Below are 22,699 nucleotides of genomic sequence, written 5' to 3'. Positions count from 1 at the left end.
TATCGTTATCTCATGTAAACATTCCATTTTGATTAATCACCATTTCTTTTTCATATTGACTTTATCATTAGATTTCAGGGGGCAATAATAAAAATGGAGTGAGGAGTGGACAAGAAAAAAGGATCCGGCTATAAAAGATGGAGATATTGAGCTTCTCGGACAACTGTGTAATGAAATTGCGAATAATTATGCCTACCTGATAGCTGCATGGTACCAGGTAGGTCTGTCTAATGAGAAGCTTAGTACTAAATTAAAGCAGATCGATTCAATATAATGATCTTCCTTTTGATAGCAGGTTAATTGCAGCTGCCTTACAGTTAAAATAAACCCTTGTCTCAATGGAAGGAAATATTCCATTTTGGACAGCAATCCCTACATTTTCGTGGCATGAAAGAGGATTGCCTTAGCTCATCAAAAAAAGCATTAGGGATAGGCAGCTGATGTATATACCCAATTATTGAGCGGATGCCTGAGCTAACCTTCGGTTGGGCTACGACGAGCGGGATACTTTCTTCGACAGTGCTACTATTTTGTCAATAACAAAACCTAAAATCAGGCCACCAATACCACAGGCCAGAGCCTTGACCAGCCAGGCCACCAACTCGGTTTCAGCTAAAGCATGCTCTAGGTTGTGCAGTATGTTATTGGTAAACGGAATGCCATGGGCAATAATTTCGGCACCCACCCAAAGCATAGCAGCAGTACCCACATAGCTTAGAATGCTTAAAAAGTGGGGCATGAATTTTACAATATTACGACCGAATTTCTGAATAGCAGGATGATATTTGTCCTGGGCCAAGTGTACCCCAATGTCGTCCATTTTAACGATCAAGCCAACAAACCCATATACTGCCAATGTAATGAAAATAGCCACAGCCAGCATGACTATAATCTGATTTACTATCGGTTGACCGGTTATTTGGCTATAAGCAATAGCAACAATTTCTGCAGATAAAATAATATCTGTGCGAACAGCTCCTGTCACCCGCTGCTTTTCCAATTCCTCTGGAGTAATAGGTTTTACTGGCTCACTTTCAATATTTACATCGTGGTGCTTGCTGAACATGGAGTGTACCTTCTCATATCCTTCGAAACATAAGTAAGCACCACCCAGCATTAAAATAGGTGTAATAGCCCAAGGGGCAAAATACCCGAGCAACAGGGCTGCCGGACTTAATATAAATAGTTTATTGATCAGCGATTTTTTAGCGATCTGATATATAATTGAAAGCTCTCGAGATGCATCAAGCCCTACAACATACTTGGGTGTCACAGCCGTATCGTCGATAACAATGCCTGAAACTTTTCCGGTAGTTTGAGTTACCTGGGTGGGTACATCATCTAAACTGGAAGCACTTGCTTTTACCAAAGCAGAAATGTCATCTAGTAGCGCAAAAAATCCTGAAGCCATATTCTATATATTTTCTACTGAATTTTCCTTTACGGTTTATCTCTTTCCCCCTTCAGCAGGCAGTAATGCTGGTTCTACTTTTAGGAATAGGTTTATTGGAAGTTGCGAAATAGTTGATAAAAATCCTTAAATGCCAGACTTAACCCAAAAAGCTTTAACAAGGGGCTTAAAGTGTCGCTTAGAATAACCTCCAACGGTTTGGGTAGTACGTGATCCACTGTAAGCACCCTCATTTTAGAACTACCTAAAAGTATAAAACCTTATAATAACAATTTTGAAGAAAAAAGTTGAATTTAGAGTAATCCAAAAACTGGCTAGGCTTCAGTAGAAGCACGTGATCGCTAAAGAGATAAGATACTTAAAACAGCAAGTAAAGAATTAGAAGGTCGTGGGTATCGTTTGAGGAGCTTGATCTGCCTCATCTTTCAAAAATTGAACGTTATAAGGTTCGAACACAAAGGGCATAAAAAGCAAAAACCACTTCAACTTTGAAGTGGTTTTATTCCTGTGGGCGCTGAGGGATTCGAACCCCCGACCCCCTCGGTGTAAACGAGGTGCTCTGAACCAACTGAGCTAAGCGCCCTTTCCTTTAAATCTCCTTCGCTTGTTGCGAATGGGAATGCAAATGTAATATAGTTTTTTTTATGCGCAAACATTTCTGACAAAAAAACTATAAAATTTATGTCATCGTATTCCGTTTGATGTTTAACAACTAAAAATGTAGCTTTCGGAAGCTTTTCAGCAATAAACATTTTACTCAATTGAGCATCAAGAAAGTACTCAGGAAAACCTTTCTATACCTGCTTCTTGCAGCAGCTGTAGTTGTTGTCAGCAGCGTACTGGTCACTTTTTTGTATCGTGACCAACTCATAGACCATTTCATTAGGGAGTTTAATAAAAATATCAACACGCCTGTTCATGTAGATAAAATCCAGGTTTCTTCACTCAGTAACTTTCCTCAAGTATCCCTATCCTTCAATGACGTAACTGTTGAAGAAAGTTATAAAGATAGCTCCTATCCTCTTCTTTCTGCAAAAAGGATAGACTTTACCTTCAACCCTATTGCTGTTTTTCGTGGCAACTATACTATTGAGGAAATTCATCTAACAGATGGAAAATGCCATTTAAAGATAAACCAACAGGGAGAAACTAACTATGACATTTTCAAGCAACCGGATACCACTCAGCATCAGGCAGTAAAATTAGATCTCTCAAAAGTCAAGCTTAAAGGTGTTACTTTCACTTACACCAACGAACTCAGGAACGTACACCTGGAGGTGACCACAAAATCGACCGCTGCCAACCTCACGGCCTTGGGCAGTGCCTATGATGTAGAAACCACAGGAGATATCTTTCTCCATTACCTTATGGTAAACAAAAGCATGTGGGCTGAAAACAAGGACCTCATTGTGGATTCAAAACTTAAATACGACGATAGTGAAAAGTACCTTACTATCAACTCTTCAACTGTTAAGGTCATGGGTTCGGACTTCAGTGTATTCGGAAGTTATTCCTTTAAAGAAAAACAGTTGATCGACCTTGCAGTAGAAGGGAAAAATACAGACATTCAGACACTGCTCTCCTTGCTGCCAAAGGGTTCCTCGGACAGGTTCGGCAAATACCGAAGCAAGGGCAATGTTTACTTTGACCTGGTAATGAAAGGTGAGTTCAGCGAGAAAAAGTCCCCATCACTCGAAGTAAACTTCGGACTGAAGGATAGCAAGCTCTATCACCCCGATACTGATGCCCAGATCACCCATGCAGACTTAAAGGGCACTTTCCTCACCCCCGAAATGTCCAAACTAAGTATGGCCACTCTGAAGCTTGAAAATGTACAGGGACAACTGGAAGGTAATAGCTTCAAGTCCAACCTTTACCTCAAAAATTTTGATGACCCATATGTTAAGTGCGATTTTAATGGACGCATTGACATCAATTCCCTTTTTAAGTTTTACAAAGCTGAAAACATCAGATCGGGCAAAGGAGTATTGGATGCCAATATCAATTTCGAAGGATTCCTGAAGGATCTGAAAAAGAAAGAGACCGCCCAGAAAATAAAGACTTCCGGAGAAATTAACCTCGAGCATCTGTATCTGGCATTGAGAAACTTCCCTCTGCCCCTGGAGGACCTGCAAGGCAACCTACTGTTCAACAACAATGACCTGGCACTTAGTGATGTATCCGGAAGCCTTGGCAACAGCGATTTCCTGCTTAATGGATTTTTTAAAAATATCATTGCCTACCTCCTGTTCGACAACGAACCTGTCGGGATCGAGTCAGACCTCAAATCTAACTTCATAGACCTTGACCAGTTACTATTGGCAAACAGCGGCGAAAAGAAAGGGGACTCAAAATATTCCTTCAAAATATCTCCTCGTTTGGTTCTCAAGTTTGATTGTGATATCAAAAACCTCAAATTCAGACGTTTCAAGCCAACTTCTATTCGTGGCGACCTAAAGGTGAAAAATCAAATCGCTGTTTCTGATCAGATCAAACTCAATGCTATGGGAGGGTCCATCGCTTTATCGGGTCTTGTTGACGCCAGCAAAAACAAGCTGGTAAAAGTCAATACGAGCTTTTCATTACAAAACATTGATGTGGATAGCATATTCTATGTATTTGAAAACTTCAACCAGGACTTCCTGGAAGATCGCCACCTCAAGGGTAAGATCTTCGCCAATGTAGATGCAGAAATGACCTTCAACGACAATCTTTCCCTATATTCTGAGACGCTGACCAGCAATATCAGCACCTCAATCAAGGGAGGTGAGTTAAACAACTTTGAACCAATGCAAAAGCTGGCGAGGTACCTGGATGAAGACAAACTAGATCATTTGCAATTCTCTGAACTTAAAAATGACATCCACATAGAAGACCGCACCATATACTTGCCTGAAATGGAGGTTAGCAGCAACATTACAGACATTAAAATCACCGGCACCCATACTTTTGATCAGCAGATCAATTATAAAGTGGTAGCCCCATTGAGAAGCCAGCAAAAGATTGATAAAGACGAAGCTTTTGGGGCTATTGAGGAAGATCATTCAGGAAGAACTATGCTGTTTCTGAAGATCGTGGGCACTACATCAGACTACAGGGTGATGTATGATAAAGAGAGTGTAAAGAAAAAGGTGGTTAGCGACCTGAAAAAAGAAGTGAAAGAGCTTAAGGATGCTTTCAAAAACAAAGGACGTGACGAGCAGAAAACCATCGAACTTGAAGAAGACGATTACTTTGACTGGGACAACTAATACGCTGTAATTTAAAACAAGCGGCCAAGTTTCAAGCCACCTTAATATTTTGTATCTTCCGTAACAAATATGCCGTACAACCCTTAGTCTATTTAATCAACTAAAATTTTCCCTACCATGAAAAAAATACTATTTCTTACGGGCGATTTCACAGAAGACTATGAAACCATGGTACCTTTTCAAATGCTGGAAATGGTAGGTTATACTGTCCATGCAGTTTGCCCCGACAAAAAGAAGGGGGATACTGTAAAAACAGCTATCCATGATTTTGAAGGTGACCAAACCTACACCGAGAAACCGGGGCACAACTTTGCACTAAACTACAGTTTTGATGATGTTAAAGCAGAACAGTATGACGGACTTGTAATTGCCGGAGGAAGAGCACCTGAATACCTTAGGTTAAACAAACAAGTGATCGATATTGTAAAGCATTTCTTTACAGAAAATAAACCGGTAGCTGCCATATGCCACGGCATCCAGATATTGACGGCTGCCGGAGTAGTTAAAGGCAGAAAGCTCACTGCCTACCCTGCCGTAGGGCCTGAAGTTACACTCGCAGGAGGTGAGTACCAGAACATCGCGGTTGATGAAGCTTATGTGGATGGCAATCTCGTTACTTCGCCTGCATGGCCGGCACACCCTAAGTTCATAGCTGAATTTTTGAAGGTCATGGGTGCAAAAATTCAGATCTAGCATAATCACCTCAATTAAAAACACTCAAAAGCCGATCTTCAATGTATCGGCTTTTGCTTTTAATAATCCATTAATATGACGCGAATAGAGCCTATTATAGGTGTAAATGATGTTGAAAAAAGCTCACAATAGTTCAGCACCTTCTTAACTGCAAGCATTCTTTGCAGGTAATAGCCATCAATTAAAAGACCTGAATAGGAAACAAACTAAAGACCGGTCACCATTTACTCAAGTGACAGGTCTTATACTAACCACAATTAAGAAACTACCTATTCATACCTTAAAGCCTTCACTGGATTACTTAAAGCTGCCTTAACCGCATGGAAGCCCACCGTTCCCAAGGCTATGAATAGCGATAGCAAGGTAGCCATGACAAAAGTGATGAACCCTATATTGATTTTGTAAGCAAAGTCTTCCAGCCACGCGTCCATCAGGTACCAGGCTATAGGGCAAGCCAATGCCGCAGAAATAATAACCAGCCAGGTAAAATCCCTGGTCATCAGGCCTGTAATATTCAAAATACTAGCACCAAGGGCTTTTCTTACTCCAATTTCCTTAATTCTTCTCTCAGCAGCATAAGCAGCCAGAGCAAATAACCCAAGGCATGAAATGATAATCGAAAGCACGGCGAAATAATTAAAAATAATCCCGATACGTTCCTCAGCCTCATATTTTTCGCTCCATTGATCATCCACAAACTTATATTCAAAAGGGTATGCAGGAGCATACATTTTATGGTACTTTTCCATTACAGTAATGGCTCCATCCATATCTCCACCCCTTGCCCTGACTACTACATAATTGAACCAGTCCGGTTCAAGAGCAATCAACAACGGCTCGATTTCATCATGCGACGATGAAAAATTAAAATCTTTAATTACTCCCACAATCTTACCTTTTCGATCTCCCCAAAGTGTTAAGGGCTGCTCTGCCGCATTACCCTCAAACCCCATTTTTCTTGCAGCCTCCTCGTTAATTAAGAAGTTAGCCGTGTCCGTACTATACTGCCTGTCAAACCCCCTGCCCTCTGCTAGTTCCATCTCAAAGGTTTGGGTAAAATCAAAGTCAGCAGAAATGTTATTGAACAAAATCATTGCATCAGGATCCTTGCCTTCCCACTCCAATCCATAGGTTGAATTACCAAAATTAAGAGGCGCCATGTTCATAGCGGTTACATGCTCAACGGCAGGATCGTTTAGCAATTCCTTTCGGATAGTTTCATAATTTTTACCCACGTCCTGATGCATTTCCATATACAAAAGGTGATCTCGGTTAAATCCGATATCCTGATTTTGGAGGAAATTCAATTGCTGATAAACCACAATAGTACTTACGATCAATACAATGGCTAAGGTGAATTGAATCACTACCAGCACTTTCCTAAAGCTAGCAGCTTCTCCTCCCGAACGAATGATCCCTTTAAGTACCCTGGCGGGTTGGTACCTGATGAGATATAGTGCCGGGTAACTGCCCGCAAACAATCCGGTAAAAACAGTAATAAGCAACATGTAAAAAAGCAACTCACTGCTAAGGATGTCGAAAGTAAGCTTCTTGGCAGTCAGTTCGTTAAAGTAAGGCAATAGTGCATACACAATTAAGCCAGCAAGCACTGCTGCTATCAATGAATAAAGTAATGACTCTCCTAGAAACTGAAAGGTCAATTGCTTGTCATAAGCTCCAACAACTTTTCTAAGGCCTACTTCCTTAGCTCTTTTGGTCGCCTGGGCCGTACTCAGGTTCATAAAATTAATACAGGCAATCAGTAAGATCACAAATGCTATTATGGAGAAGATCTTAACATTGGTAATTCTACCGCCTACCTGCTTCCCGTTTTCAAATTTAGAATACAGGTGGTAATCACTAACGGGTTGAAGAAAAAGTGTGACATTAGACCCCTCATTTTTATCCTTGATATCATCTGCTATCTTCTCTTCAAAAACCTTGGCACGGGTATTATCTGCTATCTGCACAAACCCACTAACATTGTTATTTCCCCATTGGTCTAGCCACGATTTATTTTCATTCCAAAATTTTTCAAAGGTCAGCAGGTATTCAAAAGTAAGGCTTGAGTTCGCAGGCAAGTCTTTGATGACTGCCGTTACATTAAGCTCAGTGGTATCGTTTAAGGTTATTGATTTGCCCATAGCCCGTTGATCACCAAAATATTTTTTGGCAAGCGACTCTGTCATTACTATCGCATTAACAGGATCTAATGCCGTGTTCAGATCTCCTTCTATAGGCTCAAAAGTGTACATCTTCAGAAAATCCTTATCCACATGTCTCCCCACTTCAAAATTACCGTCTTTATCTGCTCTAAGCAGATTTTCCACGGGCCAGGTATACCTACTGGCATATTTCACCTCAGGGTAGGTCTCTTTCAGATAGGGAACCAGAGGTGCGGGGTTAGATGAAGTAGTAAAAATATTTCCATCCGTATACTGCTGATTCTCCAATATCCGGTGAATACTATTTAAGTTTTTATGAAAATGGTCAAACTCCAACTCGTCCTGAACCCAAAGAATGATCAGTAACGTAGTCGCCATCCCAAATGAAAGGCCGAAAATATTGATTAAAGAATAAATATTATTTTTGACGAGCATCCTGTAGGCTATGGTAAAATAGTTCTTAAGCATGGTATTGTTAGTTTTAGTGCGTTAAAGACAGTGGTTTGACAAAAAGGATGCATAATATTGCAGAAAGAAATACTTCAAAATCATAAATAGGTTACAAGCCCAACATGTCTGATAAAGAATTAATAGAAGAAGATGACGAGTTATTCGAACATCACCGGATAGTTGCAGATCCTAAGCAACAACTGCTGAGAATAGATAAATTCTTAATGGACAGGTTGCCCAATGTAACTCGGAATAAGCTGCAAAATGCCATTAAAGATGGCTTTGTAAAGGTTAACGATACTGAAATAAAGCCCAACTACAAAGTAAGACCGGATGATGTGATCACCATTGCATTACCGGAACCTCCGCGCGATACGGAAGTAGTGCCCGAAAATATTCCTTTGAATATTATTTATGAAGATGAAGATCTGCTAGTAGTCAATAAAGAGGCTGGTATGGTAGTACACCCGGCTTACCAAAACTGGACAGGCACATTGGTAAATGCGCTTACCTATCATTTTCAAAACCTTCCGGAAATGAAAGGTAATGAAGGCCGCCCAGGATTAGTCCATAGAATCGACAAGGACACCTCAGGGCTTTTGGTAATTGCCAAATCAGAAGCTGCTATGACTGGCTTGGCCAAGCAGTTTTATGATCACTCTATTGAAAGAACTTATCTGGCATTGGTCTGGGGTATACCTGCGGAACCGAAAGGAACTATAGATATTAACCTGGGGCGAAGTCTGAAAGACAGAAGGGTAACCGTTGCCTATGAAGATGAGTCCATTGGCCGTAATGCAATAACTCATTACGAATTAGTGGAAGACCTCCGGTACGTATCACTGATCAAGTGTAATCTCGAAACAGGAAGAACACACCAGATACGCGCTCACATGAAGCACTTGGGGCATCCGCTTTTTAACGATGCCACTTATGGTGGAGACAAAGTGCTTAAGGGTACTCCATTCTCCAAGTACAAGAGCTTTGTTGACAATTGCTTTAAAGTAATACCCAGACAGGCCTTACACGCTAAATCCCTGGGGTTCATTCACCCTGTAAAGAAGGAATTTATGCAGTTTGACAGTGAGCTACCGGAAGACTTTAAAGCTGTACTGGAAAAGTGGAGACACTATGTGCAGTACACTTAAGAAAGTACCAGCTCCGCTTCTCCCTTTTCGTTCTTTAAGGCACGCTGTATTTCACGCATGGCCTGCTGTTTAACTTTTTGATAATTTGAATCATTAGAAGGATTGTAAAGTAGGTCTTTGATATAATCAAGGACCTTTTCCATCTCCGAAGCATCCATGGCTTCCAGAGATTGCAGGATAGCTTGTTTTTTTGTGATTGCTTTCATTTTTAGTAGTGGTTGTAAGTAAAACTAATGCTTTCTCCACTACGAGGTAAGTCCCGAAAGGAAACTTAACAATTTAAAAACATAGCTATCACTAGCCTCAAAACACCAAAGCATTTGCTTGTTCAGGTTTAGCATCAAAGGATCTAAAAAACTTTCGGACCACCAACACAGCTGCGATATCGCAACATTAGAGATTATGTTTTCGTCCGCCTATTTAAACAACTTCAGTTTTTCGGGAATAGTAAATTTGATATCAAAATTGGAAGCAAAGTGAGATTCGTTATCAGTCCAGTTTCGCTCCAGACCCGCAGATATATTGCCCCAAACACCATCCATAATGAGAAACTCGCCCCCTAAATTGGCGAAGTACATGTTGGCCCCCAGGTTTTCATCACGCTCATATTGCAGCTCGAGGAATCCCTTGTATTTATTCTCGCCGCCATATATTCTGCTGGCAATAGAATTGGTTGTATAACTATCCCCTCCTTCAATGTTGCCTGAAACATAGTTGAAATTCCATCCCAGCAATAACTGTCCGTGCTGCCCCAGTGGTGTACCATAGGTTGCCCACACAGAAAATTTATTGAATTTCGTATCCTTTGCCAGGCTATCCGGTGAGGTCCCTAAAACTGCTACGGCAACATCCAGCTTTTTCTTATTCCAGTTTTTCTCCTTATAAGCAGTATTCAGAGAGTCTATGGCCGCGTCATAGTCTCGTTTAAGCTGTTGGTTTACATAGTTTTCCTGCTGCTGTTCCAAGCTAGCTTTTTCAGCTACCTCCTGAGCGGTGAAATTATTTTGCTTGAGATATTCTAACTGGTAAGCATCCTTGGCCTGAACTTTCTGGTCGAGCAGATCAAAAAGCTGCTGTCTGTATTGCTTGTCATTTTTAAGGTCTCCGTCATCAATCAGAGTCATGCGCGCACCCAATGCCAGGTTTGTAGTAATATCATTGGCGGGATCACGCTGGGTACCAATAGAAATACGCAAGCTGTATAGCTCTGAGTTATTATCATACTCCCTAAGGGTCAGACTATTGGATTTAAGCAAAATATAAGGGGCAATTTCAGCCGCAAAAGAAGACGGTAAAATAACCTGCCCCCCTTTTCCAAAATCAGAAACCATCGCGGCAAGCGCTTTGGGAGACGAAGGCCTGAGTATATTACTAGGGTTTGTGCCCATGATCTTAAACGCCGGCAGATCAGGAATAGCAAAGTTCAGTCTAAAGTTTTTTACCAGAGTAGTATCCTCCGGACTGATTTGAGCTGAAATGCTGCTCCAATAGGCACACAAAAGTACGATTAGTGTTGCGCGGATATACTTCATTGCTTGCTAAGTAATATGTAAATGAGAGAGCTTTGTGACTTGCCTGTATTATCACCAGCATCTTCGTCTTTTCCCAGAGACTGATCTCCCTGAAACACTTCTGCTGTAATGGTGTATTGCTTTACATTTTCCGGATCAAGTGCTTTGAATTCTGTTCTAAGTTGTATCATCCTTCCATCACAGCTTGCAACTGGGGGCGGTAGTACATAGCTGTCATCATCGGGGTTTTGGTTGTTACCTTTTTCATACACCACCCGGTTATTGCTGTTGGTCTCCCAAAGTGTATATGAATAAGAAGCCACAATAAGACCTTCAAATTTAAATGATACCTTAAGGTCTTCTCCGTTAGGGTTAAACTTAATCGTTTTTATCATGGTTAAATGGGTTATGATTGATCAGGTCTTGGTTCAGCAGTATTTGTGTCGGAATTGGTGCTTCCCCCCGTGTTAGCACCAGCATCTGTTTGATTCTGAGGAGTGGTATTTTTATTTTCCCTGGTCTTTACAAACGAATAGGTACCGGAACTCAGTCCCAGTAATATCAGCTGATTTTCACTAAACTCTGGCATAGCAAAATTACTAGCAACATAACGGATAAAGATCAACCCAAAAATCATGTTGAAAATAAGAGTTTGCAGCCTATGAATGCTAATTCCCTCATGATCAGAAAGTACATCAACAAACCAACCCTCTGTAGCTGTATTTTGATGGCGATCTTCAGTAGGTTCGCTACTATCAATAGTTGTTCCCACTGCAGCGGTGGCTGCACTTATACCTAATAAGGTAACCGCCGTTAAATTCAATAAATCTGTTTCCCCGGTAACAAGGTATATAAATAGGTATGATGTTAAAATGATGAAAGTCCACCAGGCCAGTTGAGATCGTGACAAGCTATAGGTCCTTGTCTTAAGAGGTTGGGTACTTTTATCCCGTATCAAGGATGTTTTCTTACAAAGTACCAGAAGGACAATGAAAAGTATCACACTAAAAATGGATGATATGATAAATTCATCCTTAAACTTAGTCAGGCCAATAAATATTTTTTTGCTACACTTATAAAATACATCGGCATTTTTGATCTGGATACCGATCCCAACCTCTTTCACAAATAACCCCGGCAGTTTCTTAATGTAGCTCTTCTCCTGCGAATTAAGCAAGCGCTCGTTGATGATAAAACAAATTTCATTTTTGTCATTTACACATCTTATCGGAATCAGGCTGGTTAAAGCGAACTCATTAATGTATAAAGTTATTTCATTAAGGCTAACCTTATCTTGATTCAGAAGCACATCCATATGTTCCAGCTGAACTACTAAAGTGTCTCCAAAATCAAGTGTATCCGGAGCATTAATATTTCTTCTTTGATAAGATCTGGTAGCTTTTGTGCCTCGGCTTTTATAAACGTTTATAACATAAACACCGGTAAGAGAAACATCCTTCTCTATGTTTAACTCAGAGCTATCATTTTCATTTTGAACCGGTTTGGCTACCACATGGACTGTAAAAGCAAGAAAGAAAATTACCGAGATTATTTTTTTCATAAAACACTATAAGTAAAGATGGATATGTAAGTCTAATCATTTTTCGCTGGAAAAAAAGTTAAAAATAATAGGTCAAACTTACATCAACATAAAGCGCCTTAGCGTTTAATGACCATAAGCCGTTTCTGCCCCTCAGAGCAAGCCCCCCACGGTATTCCCTTTGAAAAGAAAAAGGCATCCCCGACTGTTGTCAAAGATGCCTATTTAAGTACAATCAAAACCAATCTGTATTTTTGGTGCCATTTTACAAATGGCAGATTCATTTATTAAGCATACTGTATTTTAGCCAATAATGGAATTTTACAATCTTCATATCTCATTGGCTCCTTGTTTTTAGCTACATGAAGGTCTTCTTCTTTCAGTGCCTTTTTAATAGCATATATTAGCGAGTTGTTCAAGTAAGGCTTGATTAAAAAAGCACTGGCACTGATATTTTTGGCAGTACTTATGTAATCCAACTTCAGCTCTTCATGAAGGAAAATCATTGGCATTTGCCTAATCTCTCTTTCACGCCGGATCATTTTACACATTTCGAGACCATTTAAGATGGCAATGTTCACCTCACTGATGATCAAATCCGGATTTCCAGATTTCGCCGCATACAAGCCGTGCAGACCATCATCTGCATAGGTCAGGTTGAAATCAAAATGAGAAAGAATATCGTGCATTTCTCTTCTGGCCTGATCGTCTTTGTGGATTATTAAAATATTCTTCTTCATTACCGCGCTGTTTAATTAGCAACAAGTTATGAATCAGCAAGCATTATTTTTTGGAGTTACATATTGGAAGAGAACATTTATTACACTAAAAAGTGTACTAATCGCCTATTTTAACCTAAACAAGGCGATTTTAAAAATGAGTATAAGTATGCTAATTAGGTAAATTTACCTATGAAATTAGGTAAATTTACCTAATGGAAAATGTTAGAGATTCGGAGGCTTGTATTCGAATGTAATCACTCCAGAAGGCCGGTGTCGTAAGCAAACCTCACCAGTCCAACAGTATTCCTCACTCCTAATTTGTCCATGATTCTTGCGCGGTGGTTATGAATGGTTTTTTCTGAAAGTGAAAGCTTTTCTCCAATTTCTTTCATGGTCAGTTCGCGGCATATCAACAGCAAAATTTCTGTTTCACGATCCGTCAAGGTAACATTACTTTGGAACACTGGGCGTCCTTCAGACTTCTTCTTATCCATGGCACCTTTACGAAGAGCATTCACAACTATTTCGTTTTGGTAGAAGTCATTCTTCATTACTGCAAGAATAGCTTCTTGTACCTCTTCCGGTTCAGCATTTTTGAGAAGAAAAGCATGGGCTCCCAGTTCCATAAGATAAAAAATATGCTGTTGGGTGTCATGCATGGATAATACCACAATCTTGATATTAGGGTAACGGTTAATGACCTTTTCAGTGGCTTCAATACCATCCATTACGGGCATTTCCAAATCCATCAATATTACATCGGGTTCTTCTTCCTTGATCAACTCAAGTAGTTCCTTCCCATTGCTGGCCTCCTTAACTTCACTCACATTAGGAAACGACCTGACCAACCTTCCCATACCTTTTCTGAAAAGTGTCTGGTCATCCGCAATGTATACCTTAATCTGGTTCATGGTCGTTTTTTATTGTGATGTTAATTGTAGCTCCTGCTCCAGGCTGGCTTTCAAAGAATACCTCTCCCCCGATCAGGCTGGCCCTGTTTTCAATGCTATATAACCCGACCCCTCTCTTTATATCGCCCCGTATTTCATCCGGATTAAAGCCCTTACCATCATCCTGTACTGTAACTGTCAAAGGGTCATTCCAGCTGATATCAACATTAATAACTGAAGCCTCCGCATGTTTTAGAGCATTATTTACCAATTCTTGAATCATACGATAAATCAGCAACTCCTGTTGTCTAGTCAGGGTAACCTCTTCACCTTTAACCTCATACTCTACATGCGTCTTCGGGTTGTCGAGTTTCTCGCAAAGTTCCTGAACGGCTTTTGATAATCCAAAAACTTCTAACGAAGAAGGCAACAAATCTTTGGAAATTCTGCGAACGGTTTCAATGGTCTCATCGATCATGTCTTTGGTCTCTCCCAGTGCCTCTGCTAGCTCCTCCTTGGGTATAGCCCCACTCTTCAACATATTGAGGTTGAGCTTAGCAGCAGACAACATGGCTCCTACCCCGTCATGCAGGTCGGAGGCTATACGCTTACGTTCCTTTTCCTGAGAATCGATAGTAGTTAAAAGCAATTGTTTTTGATACCCAGACTCCAGCTCCTGAGTAGCAATTTTATTCTGGAGCATACGCTTTTGGTAATAGATAACAAAAAATACGATGGAACCAGCCAAGAGTAACATTACTGATGTCCCTACTATTAACAACACTAAAATATTTGATGCCTCACTTTCCATATTCAAATAGCCTTAACGTACCGGTTCTTCCAAAAGCCTACTGCAAAAAGTACATTTTTCAAAACCAACAATATATTATGAAACATATATGATATGACAGCTGATGCTTCATTGACTTTTGCAAGAGGCTCAAAGAAAAGAAATAAAAACAACACCCCCGAAAAGTATAATAATACTGCAGAATTAGCCCAAAAAAGAGGGTCCATAATTGGGTTGGGAACATTCATTTCCAACATCATCTTTCGAAAATAACTTATTGAATAAATACTGAACAGTACACTATTTGTAATGCGTATCGGGGTTGCTTCAAATTTCAACACAAAGAAAAATAAAAATGGAAGTAGAACCTGTAGGCTTCTGACAATTGCCCTATTATATCGACTATTGAAAATATTCAAATAAAACTCAAGAATTATAATTAGTTCGAGAATCCTATAAGTTGAACCTATATAAGGCACATGTATATGAAATAAATCTGTAGTTACGCCTATTAAAAGGTCAGCGGTAAAGGAAATGAACAAAATAACCTGAATAAACTTCAGATCACTTCGTAGGATTCCTTTCCTTAAAGAAAAAACTATGGCACCAAGAGTACTTGCCAGAGATAAATAAAAGATAACATTAAAAAGAAAAAGATAACTCATTTAATTGAAATTACTTGGATAAGATTACCCCGAGCAAATTTCACAAATTAAATTCATAATTTAACAAAAACTGCAGCATTACAGCTGCAGTTCTAAATATTAAGCCAAAGGATCATCAGGATCCTGAGGACAATTTGGAGGGCAAGGTTTTCCATCATCTAGAATCAGTCCCCCTCCATCCTTTCCTTCATGCTTTGGCAAGATATTGTTTTGCTTTGCGTCAGCTCCAGTTAGGATCAACCTTGGGTTACCGTCATCATCAGTTGCAAAATATACTCTAATGCCCTCGCAACACCCATCGCCTTCTAGCAAAAGTTGCTTGATATAGTCTTTCCCAAAGAAAAATGCTTTGACCTTTCCTGGGTTTTCATCCCTGTATCGTTTGGTCCATCTTTTTGCCATACCTAATGAGATCGGCTTACCTTCTTTTCCATTAAATGCCATAACTATAATTTTTAGTAAAACATAAGTAGTAATAAAATTCTAAATATATAGATATTTAAATAAAGCAGTATAATTATTAGAATTTTTAACAAAAAAAACTGTTAAAAAAGTAAATTAATGTGGAATGAGTTCAGCTCAACTCCACATTAATTCATATGTTTGAAAATATAGCAATAATTCCAACACCTACTTAATGAAACCATCAAGATGGTCTTTGTAGGAGCAGGCTATATACTTTCCCTAGCCAAATTTAATTTCCACTTGATGCTGTGCTGGGATCAATTTCCTCAGGACAAGGGGGGCAGGAATTACCACGATTTCCAACCACTCCTTCTATCATCAATTCCCCATTTTCATTAACTGCAATTAACACTAAATGCTCAACCTCATCCGCAGAAAGGCCACGAGCAAAGTATATACCGGCACTCTTTTCCTGTGCTAATATTTCCTCCGCAAGTGCTTTTCCATACAAATGTGATTTTAATTCTCCTGGATTGGCTGTGGTATATGCCTCCATCCAGTTGTTTGCCATTTCATCACTAATTTTATTACCGATTGAGACTACACGGGGATCTATTTCTTCCGGATCTTCCTCAGGGCAATAAGGAGGGCAAGCAGAACCATCATTGTAAAAAGACCAGATTTTCCCACCAGCATTATCAGTCCCATTCAGAATGAATTTAAAAGTACCTGATTCTGTCAACCCATAAGAAATTCGAATACCTTTTACACCCTCTGCGGAAAGCATTTCCTGAAGCATCACCTTCCCGTAAGTAAAGCCTTTTGGTTTATCCGGGTTTTTACTTTTGAAAGTTTCAATCCATGATTTGGCCATTTCATTATCTATGACCCTGCCAATTTTTGAGATATCTGAATGCTGTTGAGATATGGCCGCAATTGGAACCAGAAACAACATGAAAATTAATAATTTAGCTTTTCTCATAAGAGTTTTGTGTTTTAGTTGGTTACTGAAATATAAATCATTTTATCAAAAACCCTTCAACCACTTAGTACATCTTATCATTGCAAGATATAACTTTAATTGATTTCTAATCATTATTTTTGAACGCTGACATAATATGATACCCTCCCCATATAAAATAAGCTATTGACTATATTTTGTTTACGGTAAAAACTTATTTTGTAACAAATTAATAATATGACCCTCATTCAACTAGAATATGTAATAGCGGTGGATAACTACAGGCATTTTGGAAGAGCCGCTGAAGCATGCTTTGTCACCCAACCAACGCTGAGCATGCAAGTACACAAACTTGAAGAACAGCTTGGTGTGCTTCTGTTTGACAGAAGCAAATCTCCTGTAACTCCTACAGACATTGGCAAACGTATAATAGAGCAGGGTAGGGTAATATTGGCCGAGTCAAAAAAAGTGCAGCAAATAGTAGATGAGGAAAAGGGTGAAATGGCCGGGGAACTAAGAATAGGTATTATTCCTACTTTATCTCCTTACATACTGCCTCTTTTTATTAATCGCTTCATTGAAAAATACCCGAAAATAAAGTTAAAAGTTGAGGAGTTGATCACTGAGCAGGTAGTAAATAAGCTCAAGCATGAATTACTAGACATAGGAGTCATAGTGACTCCTTACGATGATCCAAACCTGGTCACCAAACCGGTTTTTTATGAAGAGTTCTATGCCTATGTATCGCATCGTAGCCCCTTCTACAAGGAAAGCGAACTCTCTATAAATGACATCCCTGCCAATGAGATTTGGCTGCTCAATGAGGGGCATTGCTTTCGGGATCAGGTTTTAAGTCTTTGTCAGACCTATAAAGACCGCGAAGCTCAGTTTAAATATGAAAGTGGCTCACTGGAAGCCCTAAAGAAAATAGTAGACAAACATGGGGGTATGACATTACTTCCTGAATTGGCAACTCTAGATTTTGATAAATCTGCCAAAGCCAAGCTAAGATCATTTAAAGACCCTAAACCCGTAAGAGAGGTCAGCCTGGCGATGCATAAAAGTTTCTTAAAAAGAAAACTTGTAGAGGCTCTTCATAAAGAAATACTAGACTCTATACCGGATTACATCAATGTTCAGAAACACGGTGCAGTTATTAAATGGAAATGATGAAAAGTAATAGCAAAGCAACACAATGTGTACATAGCGGTTCTATAGTAGACCCTATAACAAAAGGAGCCGTTACCCCTATCTACACGTCTACTGCCTATGATTATATAGATGTAGACATCCATGCTTACCCAAGGTATTTCAACACACCCAATCAGAGGGTGGTCTCTGAAAAGCTCGCGGCCCTTGAAAATGGTGAGCGTGCCATTATCTTCGGCTCTGGTATGGCTGCTATCTCTACGGTACTATTTGCATTACTTCGTCAGGGAGACCACGCCATTTTCCAAAATGATCTCTATGGAGGCACTCATCATGCCATCACCAAAGAAATGGAGAAATATGGCATAGAGTATACACTCGTTGACGGTATAGAGGTTTCCAGTTATGAAAAAGCTATCAAACCTAACACGCGGCTACTTTACATTGAAACTCCCTCTAATCCACTTCTGAAAATTATTGATATCAGGGCTATGGCTAACCTGGCCAAAACGAATAATATGGTGTCGGTGATTGATAATACTTTTGCCTCACCCATCAATCAAAATCCTATTGATCTGGGTATAGACGTAGTGGTACATAGTGGCACCAAATACCTGGGTGGCCATAGCGATATTTGCTGTGGCATTGCAGTTTCGTCCAATGACCTGGGGCAGCAAATTTGGGAGTCCGCCATCCATTTCGGTGGCAGCCTAAATGCTCAAATGTGCTATCTGCTGGAGAGAAGTCTTAAAACACTGGCTTTAAGGGTTAATCAGCAAAACAGCAATGCTCAGACCATTAGTGAATTTTTAGCCTCACATAGTAAAGTAAACAAGGTTTATTATCCGGGGTTAATCAATCATGAAGGTCATGAACTGGCCAAATCACAGATGAGTGGTTTTGGAGGAATGCTTTCCTTTGAAGTAAAAACAGACCCTGACAAGTTTGTAAAAACACTCCGGATGATCAAGCCCGCTATGAGTCTTGGAGGTATAGAGAGCACCATTACCTCTCCGCCACAGACTTCACACTCAAAAATTTCAGCGGAAGAAAGGGCTAAAGTTGGGATCTCTGATTATCTCCTTCGTTTATCTGTGGGAATCGAAGATGTCAATGACCTGATCAATGATCTGGACCAGGCACTAAACCATGAGCAATAACATACCTCAGGAAATACTAGATTTTTGTAATGCCACCTGCGGTGAGTTGGCCTCCTTCAGGCCGGCATCGGGAGGGTGCATCAATAACGGTGGTAAAATCGAAGCTGGTAAGGGCACTTTCTTCATGAAATGGAATGATTCAAAGTCCTTTCCAAGGATGTTTACTGTCGAATCTAAGGGGCTGAGTCTGTTAGCCGAAACTCAATGCTTACAAATACCCGAGGTAGTGGAAGTTTATGAAGGAGCTCACCACTCATGCATTGTTATGGAGTATATCGAAAGCGGCCCCAGAACTAAAACCTACTGGACAGATCTTGCTCGGGGTCTGGCATGCCTGCACAAAACCTCCGCCAACCAATATGGTCTGAAGCACAACAATTACATCGGATCTCTTCAGCAGTACAACAATCATGAAGATCACTGGATAGATTTCTTCATCAACAACCGGCTACAGCCGCAGGTAAAACTGGCTATGGATCATGGCCGATTAAACCGTTCTGATCTCAAAAAAGTCAGTCGTTTTGAAAAAGTCATTGCTGGTATATTAAATGAAGAAAAACCAGCCCTGGTTCATGGAGATCTCTGGAGTGGCAACCTGATGATAGGCCCACTCGGAAACCCGGTATTGATAGATCCGGCTGTGGCTTACGTACATCGTGAAACAGAATTAGCCTTCACTCAATTGTTTGGAGGCTTTGACCGAGAGTTTTACGATGCGTATCAAAGCATTTTTCCAATGGAATCTGGATATCAGGAGAGGTTTGATATTTACAATGTTTATCCGCTTCTGGTGCATGTAAATTTATTTGGAGGTGGTTATTATCAACAGGCGATGAGCGTTGTTTCCAGATTCTCCTGAATATGTTCTCTTTGAACTGGCTTCCTGCCTTCAAACATTTTGCCTCTTATTTGAGCGGTACTGGTAAAGAGCATTTCAATCGTTAAATTTACTGTTGCAAAACAAACTTCAGTATTTATGAGAAAATTTTTATTCCTGCTTTTTACAGCCGGGGTTATTAGTCTTTCTTCCGCCCAGGACAAGAAGGATATCACCGTAGTCGACATATATCAAAAGGGCACGTTTAGCCAAAAGAGTGTATATGGCATCAACTGGATGAATGATGGCCGTTATTATAGTGCCCAGGAAGGCAATGATATCGTAAAGTTTGATGTAACAACCGGCGAAAAGGTTGAGACTATTCTGGATGGCAATCAGCTTGATCCAAAAATCACTTTTAACAGCTATAGTTTCAGTGCCGATGAAGGCAAAGTACTGTTAATGACAGACCGCGAAGGTATTTACAGAAGGTCTTACAAGGCACAGTTTTATGTATATGACCTGAGCTCCAAAAAGCTAAACAAGCTCTCAAAGGGTGGCTCTCAATCATATGCCACTTTCTCCCCTGATGGCTCCAAAGTAGCTTTTGTAAGAGAAAACAACCTTTTTTATGTTGACCTGAGTGACATGAAAGAAGTACAGGTCACCAATGATGGCAAGTTTAATCATCTCATCCATGGTAGTACTGACTGGGTATATGAAGAGGAGCTGTCGTTCACCAGGGCGTTTGAATGGTCTGGCGATGGTAAAAACCTTTTTTACCTGACTTTTGATGAAAGCGGAGTACGGGAATACAACATGCAGGTATGGCATAACGGACAGCTTTACCCTGAAGACTACCGATTTAAATACCCTAAAGCAGGTGAAGACAACTCTGCGGTCACCGGAACTGTATACTCTCTGGCAGATAACAAAAAGCAGTCTGTTAAGCTTAGCAATGAAAAGGAGTTTTACATTGCCAGGATCAAGAGAACAGAGTCCCCTTCAACGTTATCCTTGATCAGGTTGAATCGCTTGCAAAACAAGCTGGACATTCTGCACCTGAATACCAATACCGGAGAGATAAAGGAAATTTTATCGGAGAAATACGACACCTATGTGGACGTTGACTTTGTTGACGAACTTACTTACCTGAAAGATGGTAAACACTTCATTCATGCCAGCGAGAAAAGTGGCTTTAAGCATCTGTATCTTTATTCTATCGATGGTCAGTTGAAAAACCAGATCACCAGTGGAAACTGGGAAGTAAGGTCTCTGGAAGGGGTTAATGAAAAAGGTAAAAAAGCAACCGTATATTATACCTCTACAGAGAAGTCGCCCATGGAGAGACATTTCTACGCTATCGATCTTAAGGGAAAAAACAAAGTACAACTGCGAGCTGAAAAAGGTGTTCATGGTATTGACATGAGTGGCGATCAGAAGTATTATATTGATTATTATTCGAGCTCCACGCAACCCTTAAAAGTAACACTTTACAAAACTGGAGGGAACCAAAAAGTAAAATTGCTTGAAGACAACAAGAAGCTGGAGTCCGTTGCTGGCGAGTATGGTTTGCAGCCAAAAGAATTCTTCACCTTTAAAACCGTGGATGGCTCCATCTTAAATGGCTACATGCTTAAGCCAGAGGGTTTTGATGCCAACAAAGAGTACCCTGTCCTGATTTACCAATACAGTGGCCCGGGATCTCAAAACGTGCTGAACTCATGGGGTGGCAGCCATTACTACTGGCATCAAATGTTAACACAAAAGGGTTATATCGTAGCCGTGATCGATACACGAGGAACAGGCGGACGTGGAGCAGCATTTAAAAAGATCACTTACAAACAACTCGGTAAATACGAAGTGGAAGACCACATTGAAGGCGCAAAATATTTGGCCTCTCTCCCTTATATCAACGGAGATCGCATCGGTATCTGGGGTTGGAGTTATGGTGGATATATGTCATCATTGGCGCTGTTTAAAGGTGCAGATGTATTTAAAGCAGCTGTAGCAGTAGCTCCTGTAACTAACTGGAGGTTTTATGACACCATTTATACCGAACGGTATATGGACACTCCTCAGAACAATGCGTCAGGTTATGACGACAATTCACCTACGAGCCATGTAGACAAGCTAAAGGGCAATTACCTGCTCATCCATGGAACAGGTGATGATAACGTACATTTTCAAAATGCTGTGGCTCTCCAAAATGCATTGATTGCATCAGGTAAGCAATTTGACTCTTTCTATTATCCCGATAGAGCTCATGCGGTATATAAGGACAATGCCCGCATGCATTTGTTTACTTTGATGACTGACTGGGTATTAGAGAATTTATAATTAGAAAGGGGCCACATCAACAAACGCGTGGCCCCTTATCATTCACAAACCATGAAGAACGAGAAGCAGCTCTATTTCATTGCCATCATACCTCCAGAACCCATCTATGGTGAGATTACGCAGTTCAAACTCCACATGGCAGAGCAATACAATTCAAAGGCTGCCCTTAAGTCTCCTCCACATATCACGCTGCATATGCCCTTCCGATGGAATGAAAACAAAGAGGATAAAATATTTGCTGCGCTGGAAAATGTAACGGATAACCGACAGGCCTTTGACCTCTCTCTTCAAGGGTTCGGAGCATTTAAACCACGGGTTATTTACATCGATATTCAAAAACATCCCGCTCTGGAAGTACTACACAGTGATCTTAAAAAAGAAATGAAAGTTTCTCTGAATATCTTCAACGCCGAATATAAAGACCGGGGCTTTAATCCTCATATGACACTGGCGTTTCGTGACCTTAAAAAAGCTGCTTTCTTTGACGCCTGGAAGGAGTTTGAAAGAAAAGAATTCGGCGCTTCATTCATGGTAGACCGGGTTGCACTTTTGAAGCATAATGGAAAAAGTTGGGATGTATATCGGGAATTTGACCTTAAAAAATAAGGCTGTCTCAAATCTTTAGTGACAG

General features: G+C 40.3%; 19 protein-coding genes and 1 tRNA gene. 8 read left to right on the top strand and 12 right to left on the bottom strand.

Annotated features, from left to right (window positions below; all coding sequences use genetic code 11):
- Positions 1 to 490: 490 nt before the first annotated feature.
- Positions 491 to 1,411 carry a DUF808 domain-containing protein gene (locus JMN32_RS08405; RefSeq protein WP_202855863.1) on the bottom strand — a complete coding sequence of 307 codons (921 nt, stop codon included), beginning with the start codon at positions 1,409 to 1,411 and terminating at the stop codon, positions 491 to 493.
- Between the two features lie 508 nt (positions 1,412 to 1,919).
- Positions 1,920 to 1,994, bottom strand: a tRNA-Val gene (locus JMN32_RS08400).
- A 178-nt stretch (positions 1,995 to 2,172) separates the two neighbouring features.
- Here JMN32_RS08400 and JMN32_RS08395 point away from each other — a divergent pair.
- Both JMN32_RS08395 and JMN32_RS08390 read left to right on the top strand, forming a co-directional pair.
- Positions 2,173 to 4,662: an AsmA family protein gene (locus JMN32_RS08395; RefSeq protein ID WP_202855862.1), complete on the top strand. Its 2,490-nt coding sequence runs from the start codon at positions 2,173 to 2,175 to the stop codon at positions 4,660 to 4,662.
- Between the two features lie 117 nt (positions 4,663 to 4,779).
- Positions 4,780 to 5,355: a DJ-1/PfpI family protein gene (locus JMN32_RS08390; RefSeq protein ID WP_202855861.1), complete on the top strand. Its 576-nt coding sequence runs from the start codon at positions 4,780 to 4,782 to the stop codon at positions 5,353 to 5,355.
- 269 nt (positions 5,356 to 5,624) lie between these two features.
- Here the strand turns inward: JMN32_RS08390 and JMN32_RS08385 are convergent, their stop codons facing one another.
- A complete protein-coding gene (locus JMN32_RS08385) occupies positions 5,625 to 7,988 on the bottom strand; it encodes an ABC transporter permease (RefSeq protein WP_202855860.1) in 2,364 nt (787 codons plus the stop codon).
- Positions 7,989 to 8,092: 104 nt separating this feature from the next.
- Between JMN32_RS08385 and JMN32_RS08380 the strand changes: the two genes are divergently transcribed.
- Entirely contained in the window at positions 8,093 to 9,118 is a 1,026-nt protein-coding gene (locus tag JMN32_RS08380; RefSeq protein ID WP_202855859.1) for an RluA family pseudouridine synthase, read from the top strand.
- Here the strand turns inward: JMN32_RS08380 and JMN32_RS08375 are convergent.
- The 9 genes from JMN32_RS08375 to JMN32_RS08335 form a co-directional block, all read right to left on the bottom strand.
- Positions 9,115 to 9,324, bottom strand: a complete 210-nt coding sequence (locus JMN32_RS08375; RefSeq protein WP_202855858.1) for a hypothetical protein — start codon at positions 9,322 to 9,324, stop codon at positions 9,115 to 9,117. The genes JMN32_RS08380 and JMN32_RS08375 overlap by 4 nt on opposite strands.
- 210 nt (positions 9,325 to 9,534) lie before the next feature.
- Entirely contained in the window at positions 9,535 to 10,650 is a 1,116-nt protein-coding gene (locus JMN32_RS08370; RefSeq protein ID WP_202855857.1) for a hypothetical protein, read from the bottom strand.
- Complete coding sequence (locus tag JMN32_RS08365) at positions 10,647 to 11,024, bottom strand: hypothetical protein (RefSeq protein ID WP_202855856.1); 378 nt, start codon at positions 11,022 to 11,024, stop codon at positions 10,647 to 10,649. Before JMN32_RS08365 ends, JMN32_RS08370 begins: the two co-directional genes overlap by 4 nt.
- Before the next feature lie 11 nt (positions 11,025 to 11,035).
- On the bottom strand, positions 11,036 to 12,190 hold the full coding sequence (locus JMN32_RS08360; protein ID WP_202855855.1) for a hypothetical protein: 1,155 nt from the start codon (positions 12,188 to 12,190) through the stop codon (positions 11,036 to 11,038).
- A gap of 266 nt (positions 12,191 to 12,456) precedes the next feature.
- On the bottom strand, positions 12,457 to 12,909 hold the full coding sequence (locus JMN32_RS08355) for a response regulator (protein WP_202855854.1): 453 nt from the start codon (positions 12,907 to 12,909) through the stop codon (positions 12,457 to 12,459).
- 236 nt (positions 12,910 to 13,145) lie between these two features.
- Positions 13,146 to 13,802 (bottom strand): response regulator transcription factor, encoded by a 657-nt coding sequence (locus JMN32_RS08350; protein ID WP_202855853.1) that lies wholly within the window; start codon positions 13,800 to 13,802, stop codon positions 13,146 to 13,148.
- Positions 13,789 to 14,592 (bottom strand): sensor histidine kinase, encoded by an 804-nt coding sequence (locus JMN32_RS08345; RefSeq protein ID WP_202855852.1) that lies wholly within the window; start codon positions 14,590 to 14,592, stop codon positions 13,789 to 13,791. The genes JMN32_RS08350 and JMN32_RS08345 overlap by 14 nt, the downstream gene beginning before the upstream one ends.
- Positions 14,593 to 15,335: 743 nt before the next feature.
- Positions 15,336 to 15,680, bottom strand: a complete 345-nt coding sequence (locus JMN32_RS08340; RefSeq protein WP_202855851.1) for a hypothetical protein — start codon at positions 15,678 to 15,680, stop codon at positions 15,336 to 15,338.
- A gap of 250 nt (positions 15,681 to 15,930) precedes the next feature.
- Complete coding sequence (locus tag JMN32_RS08335) at positions 15,931 to 16,623, bottom strand: hypothetical protein (RefSeq protein ID WP_202855850.1); 693 nt, start codon at positions 16,621 to 16,623, stop codon at positions 15,931 to 15,933.
- Positions 16,624 to 16,839: 216 nt separating this feature from the next.
- Here JMN32_RS08335 and JMN32_RS08330 point away from each other — a divergent pair, with 216 nt between their 5' ends.
- From JMN32_RS08330 to thpR, 5 genes are all read left to right on the top strand, one after another.
- Complete coding sequence (locus JMN32_RS08330; RefSeq protein ID WP_202855849.1) at positions 16,840 to 17,772, top strand: hydrogen peroxide-inducible genes activator; 933 nt, start codon at positions 16,840 to 16,842, stop codon at positions 17,770 to 17,772.
- Positions 17,769 to 18,911 (top strand): trans-sulfuration enzyme family protein, encoded by a 1,143-nt coding sequence (locus JMN32_RS08325; RefSeq protein WP_317191769.1) that lies wholly within the window; start codon positions 17,769 to 17,771, stop codon positions 18,909 to 18,911. Before JMN32_RS08330 ends, JMN32_RS08325 begins: the two co-directional genes overlap by 4 nt.
- Entirely contained in the window at positions 18,901 to 19,770 is an 870-nt protein-coding gene (locus tag JMN32_RS08320) for a fructosamine kinase family protein (RefSeq protein ID WP_202855848.1), read from the top strand. The genes JMN32_RS08325 and JMN32_RS08320 overlap by 11 nt, the downstream gene beginning before the upstream one ends.
- 117 nt (positions 19,771 to 19,887) lie before the next feature.
- A complete protein-coding gene (locus JMN32_RS08315) occupies positions 19,888 to 22,068 on the top strand; it encodes a S9 family peptidase (protein ID WP_202855847.1) in 2,181 nt (726 codons plus the stop codon).
- A gap of 51 nt (positions 22,069 to 22,119) precedes the next feature.
- Positions 22,120 to 22,674 carry an RNA 2',3'-cyclic phosphodiesterase gene (gene thpR / locus JMN32_RS08310; protein WP_202855846.1) on the top strand — a complete coding sequence of 185 codons (555 nt, stop codon included), beginning with the start codon at positions 22,120 to 22,122 and terminating at the stop codon, positions 22,672 to 22,674.
- The last annotated feature ends 25 nt before the right edge of the window (positions 22,675 to 22,699 follow it).

It is taken from the genome of Fulvivirga marina, from assembly GCF_016775155.1.
GTDB lineage: Bacteria > Bacteroidota > Bacteroidia > Cytophagales > Cyclobacteriaceae > Fulvivirga > Fulvivirga marina.
The sequence above is the reverse complement of the archived record's forward strand: the minus strand, read 5'-3'. Positions and strand labels throughout refer to the sequence as shown.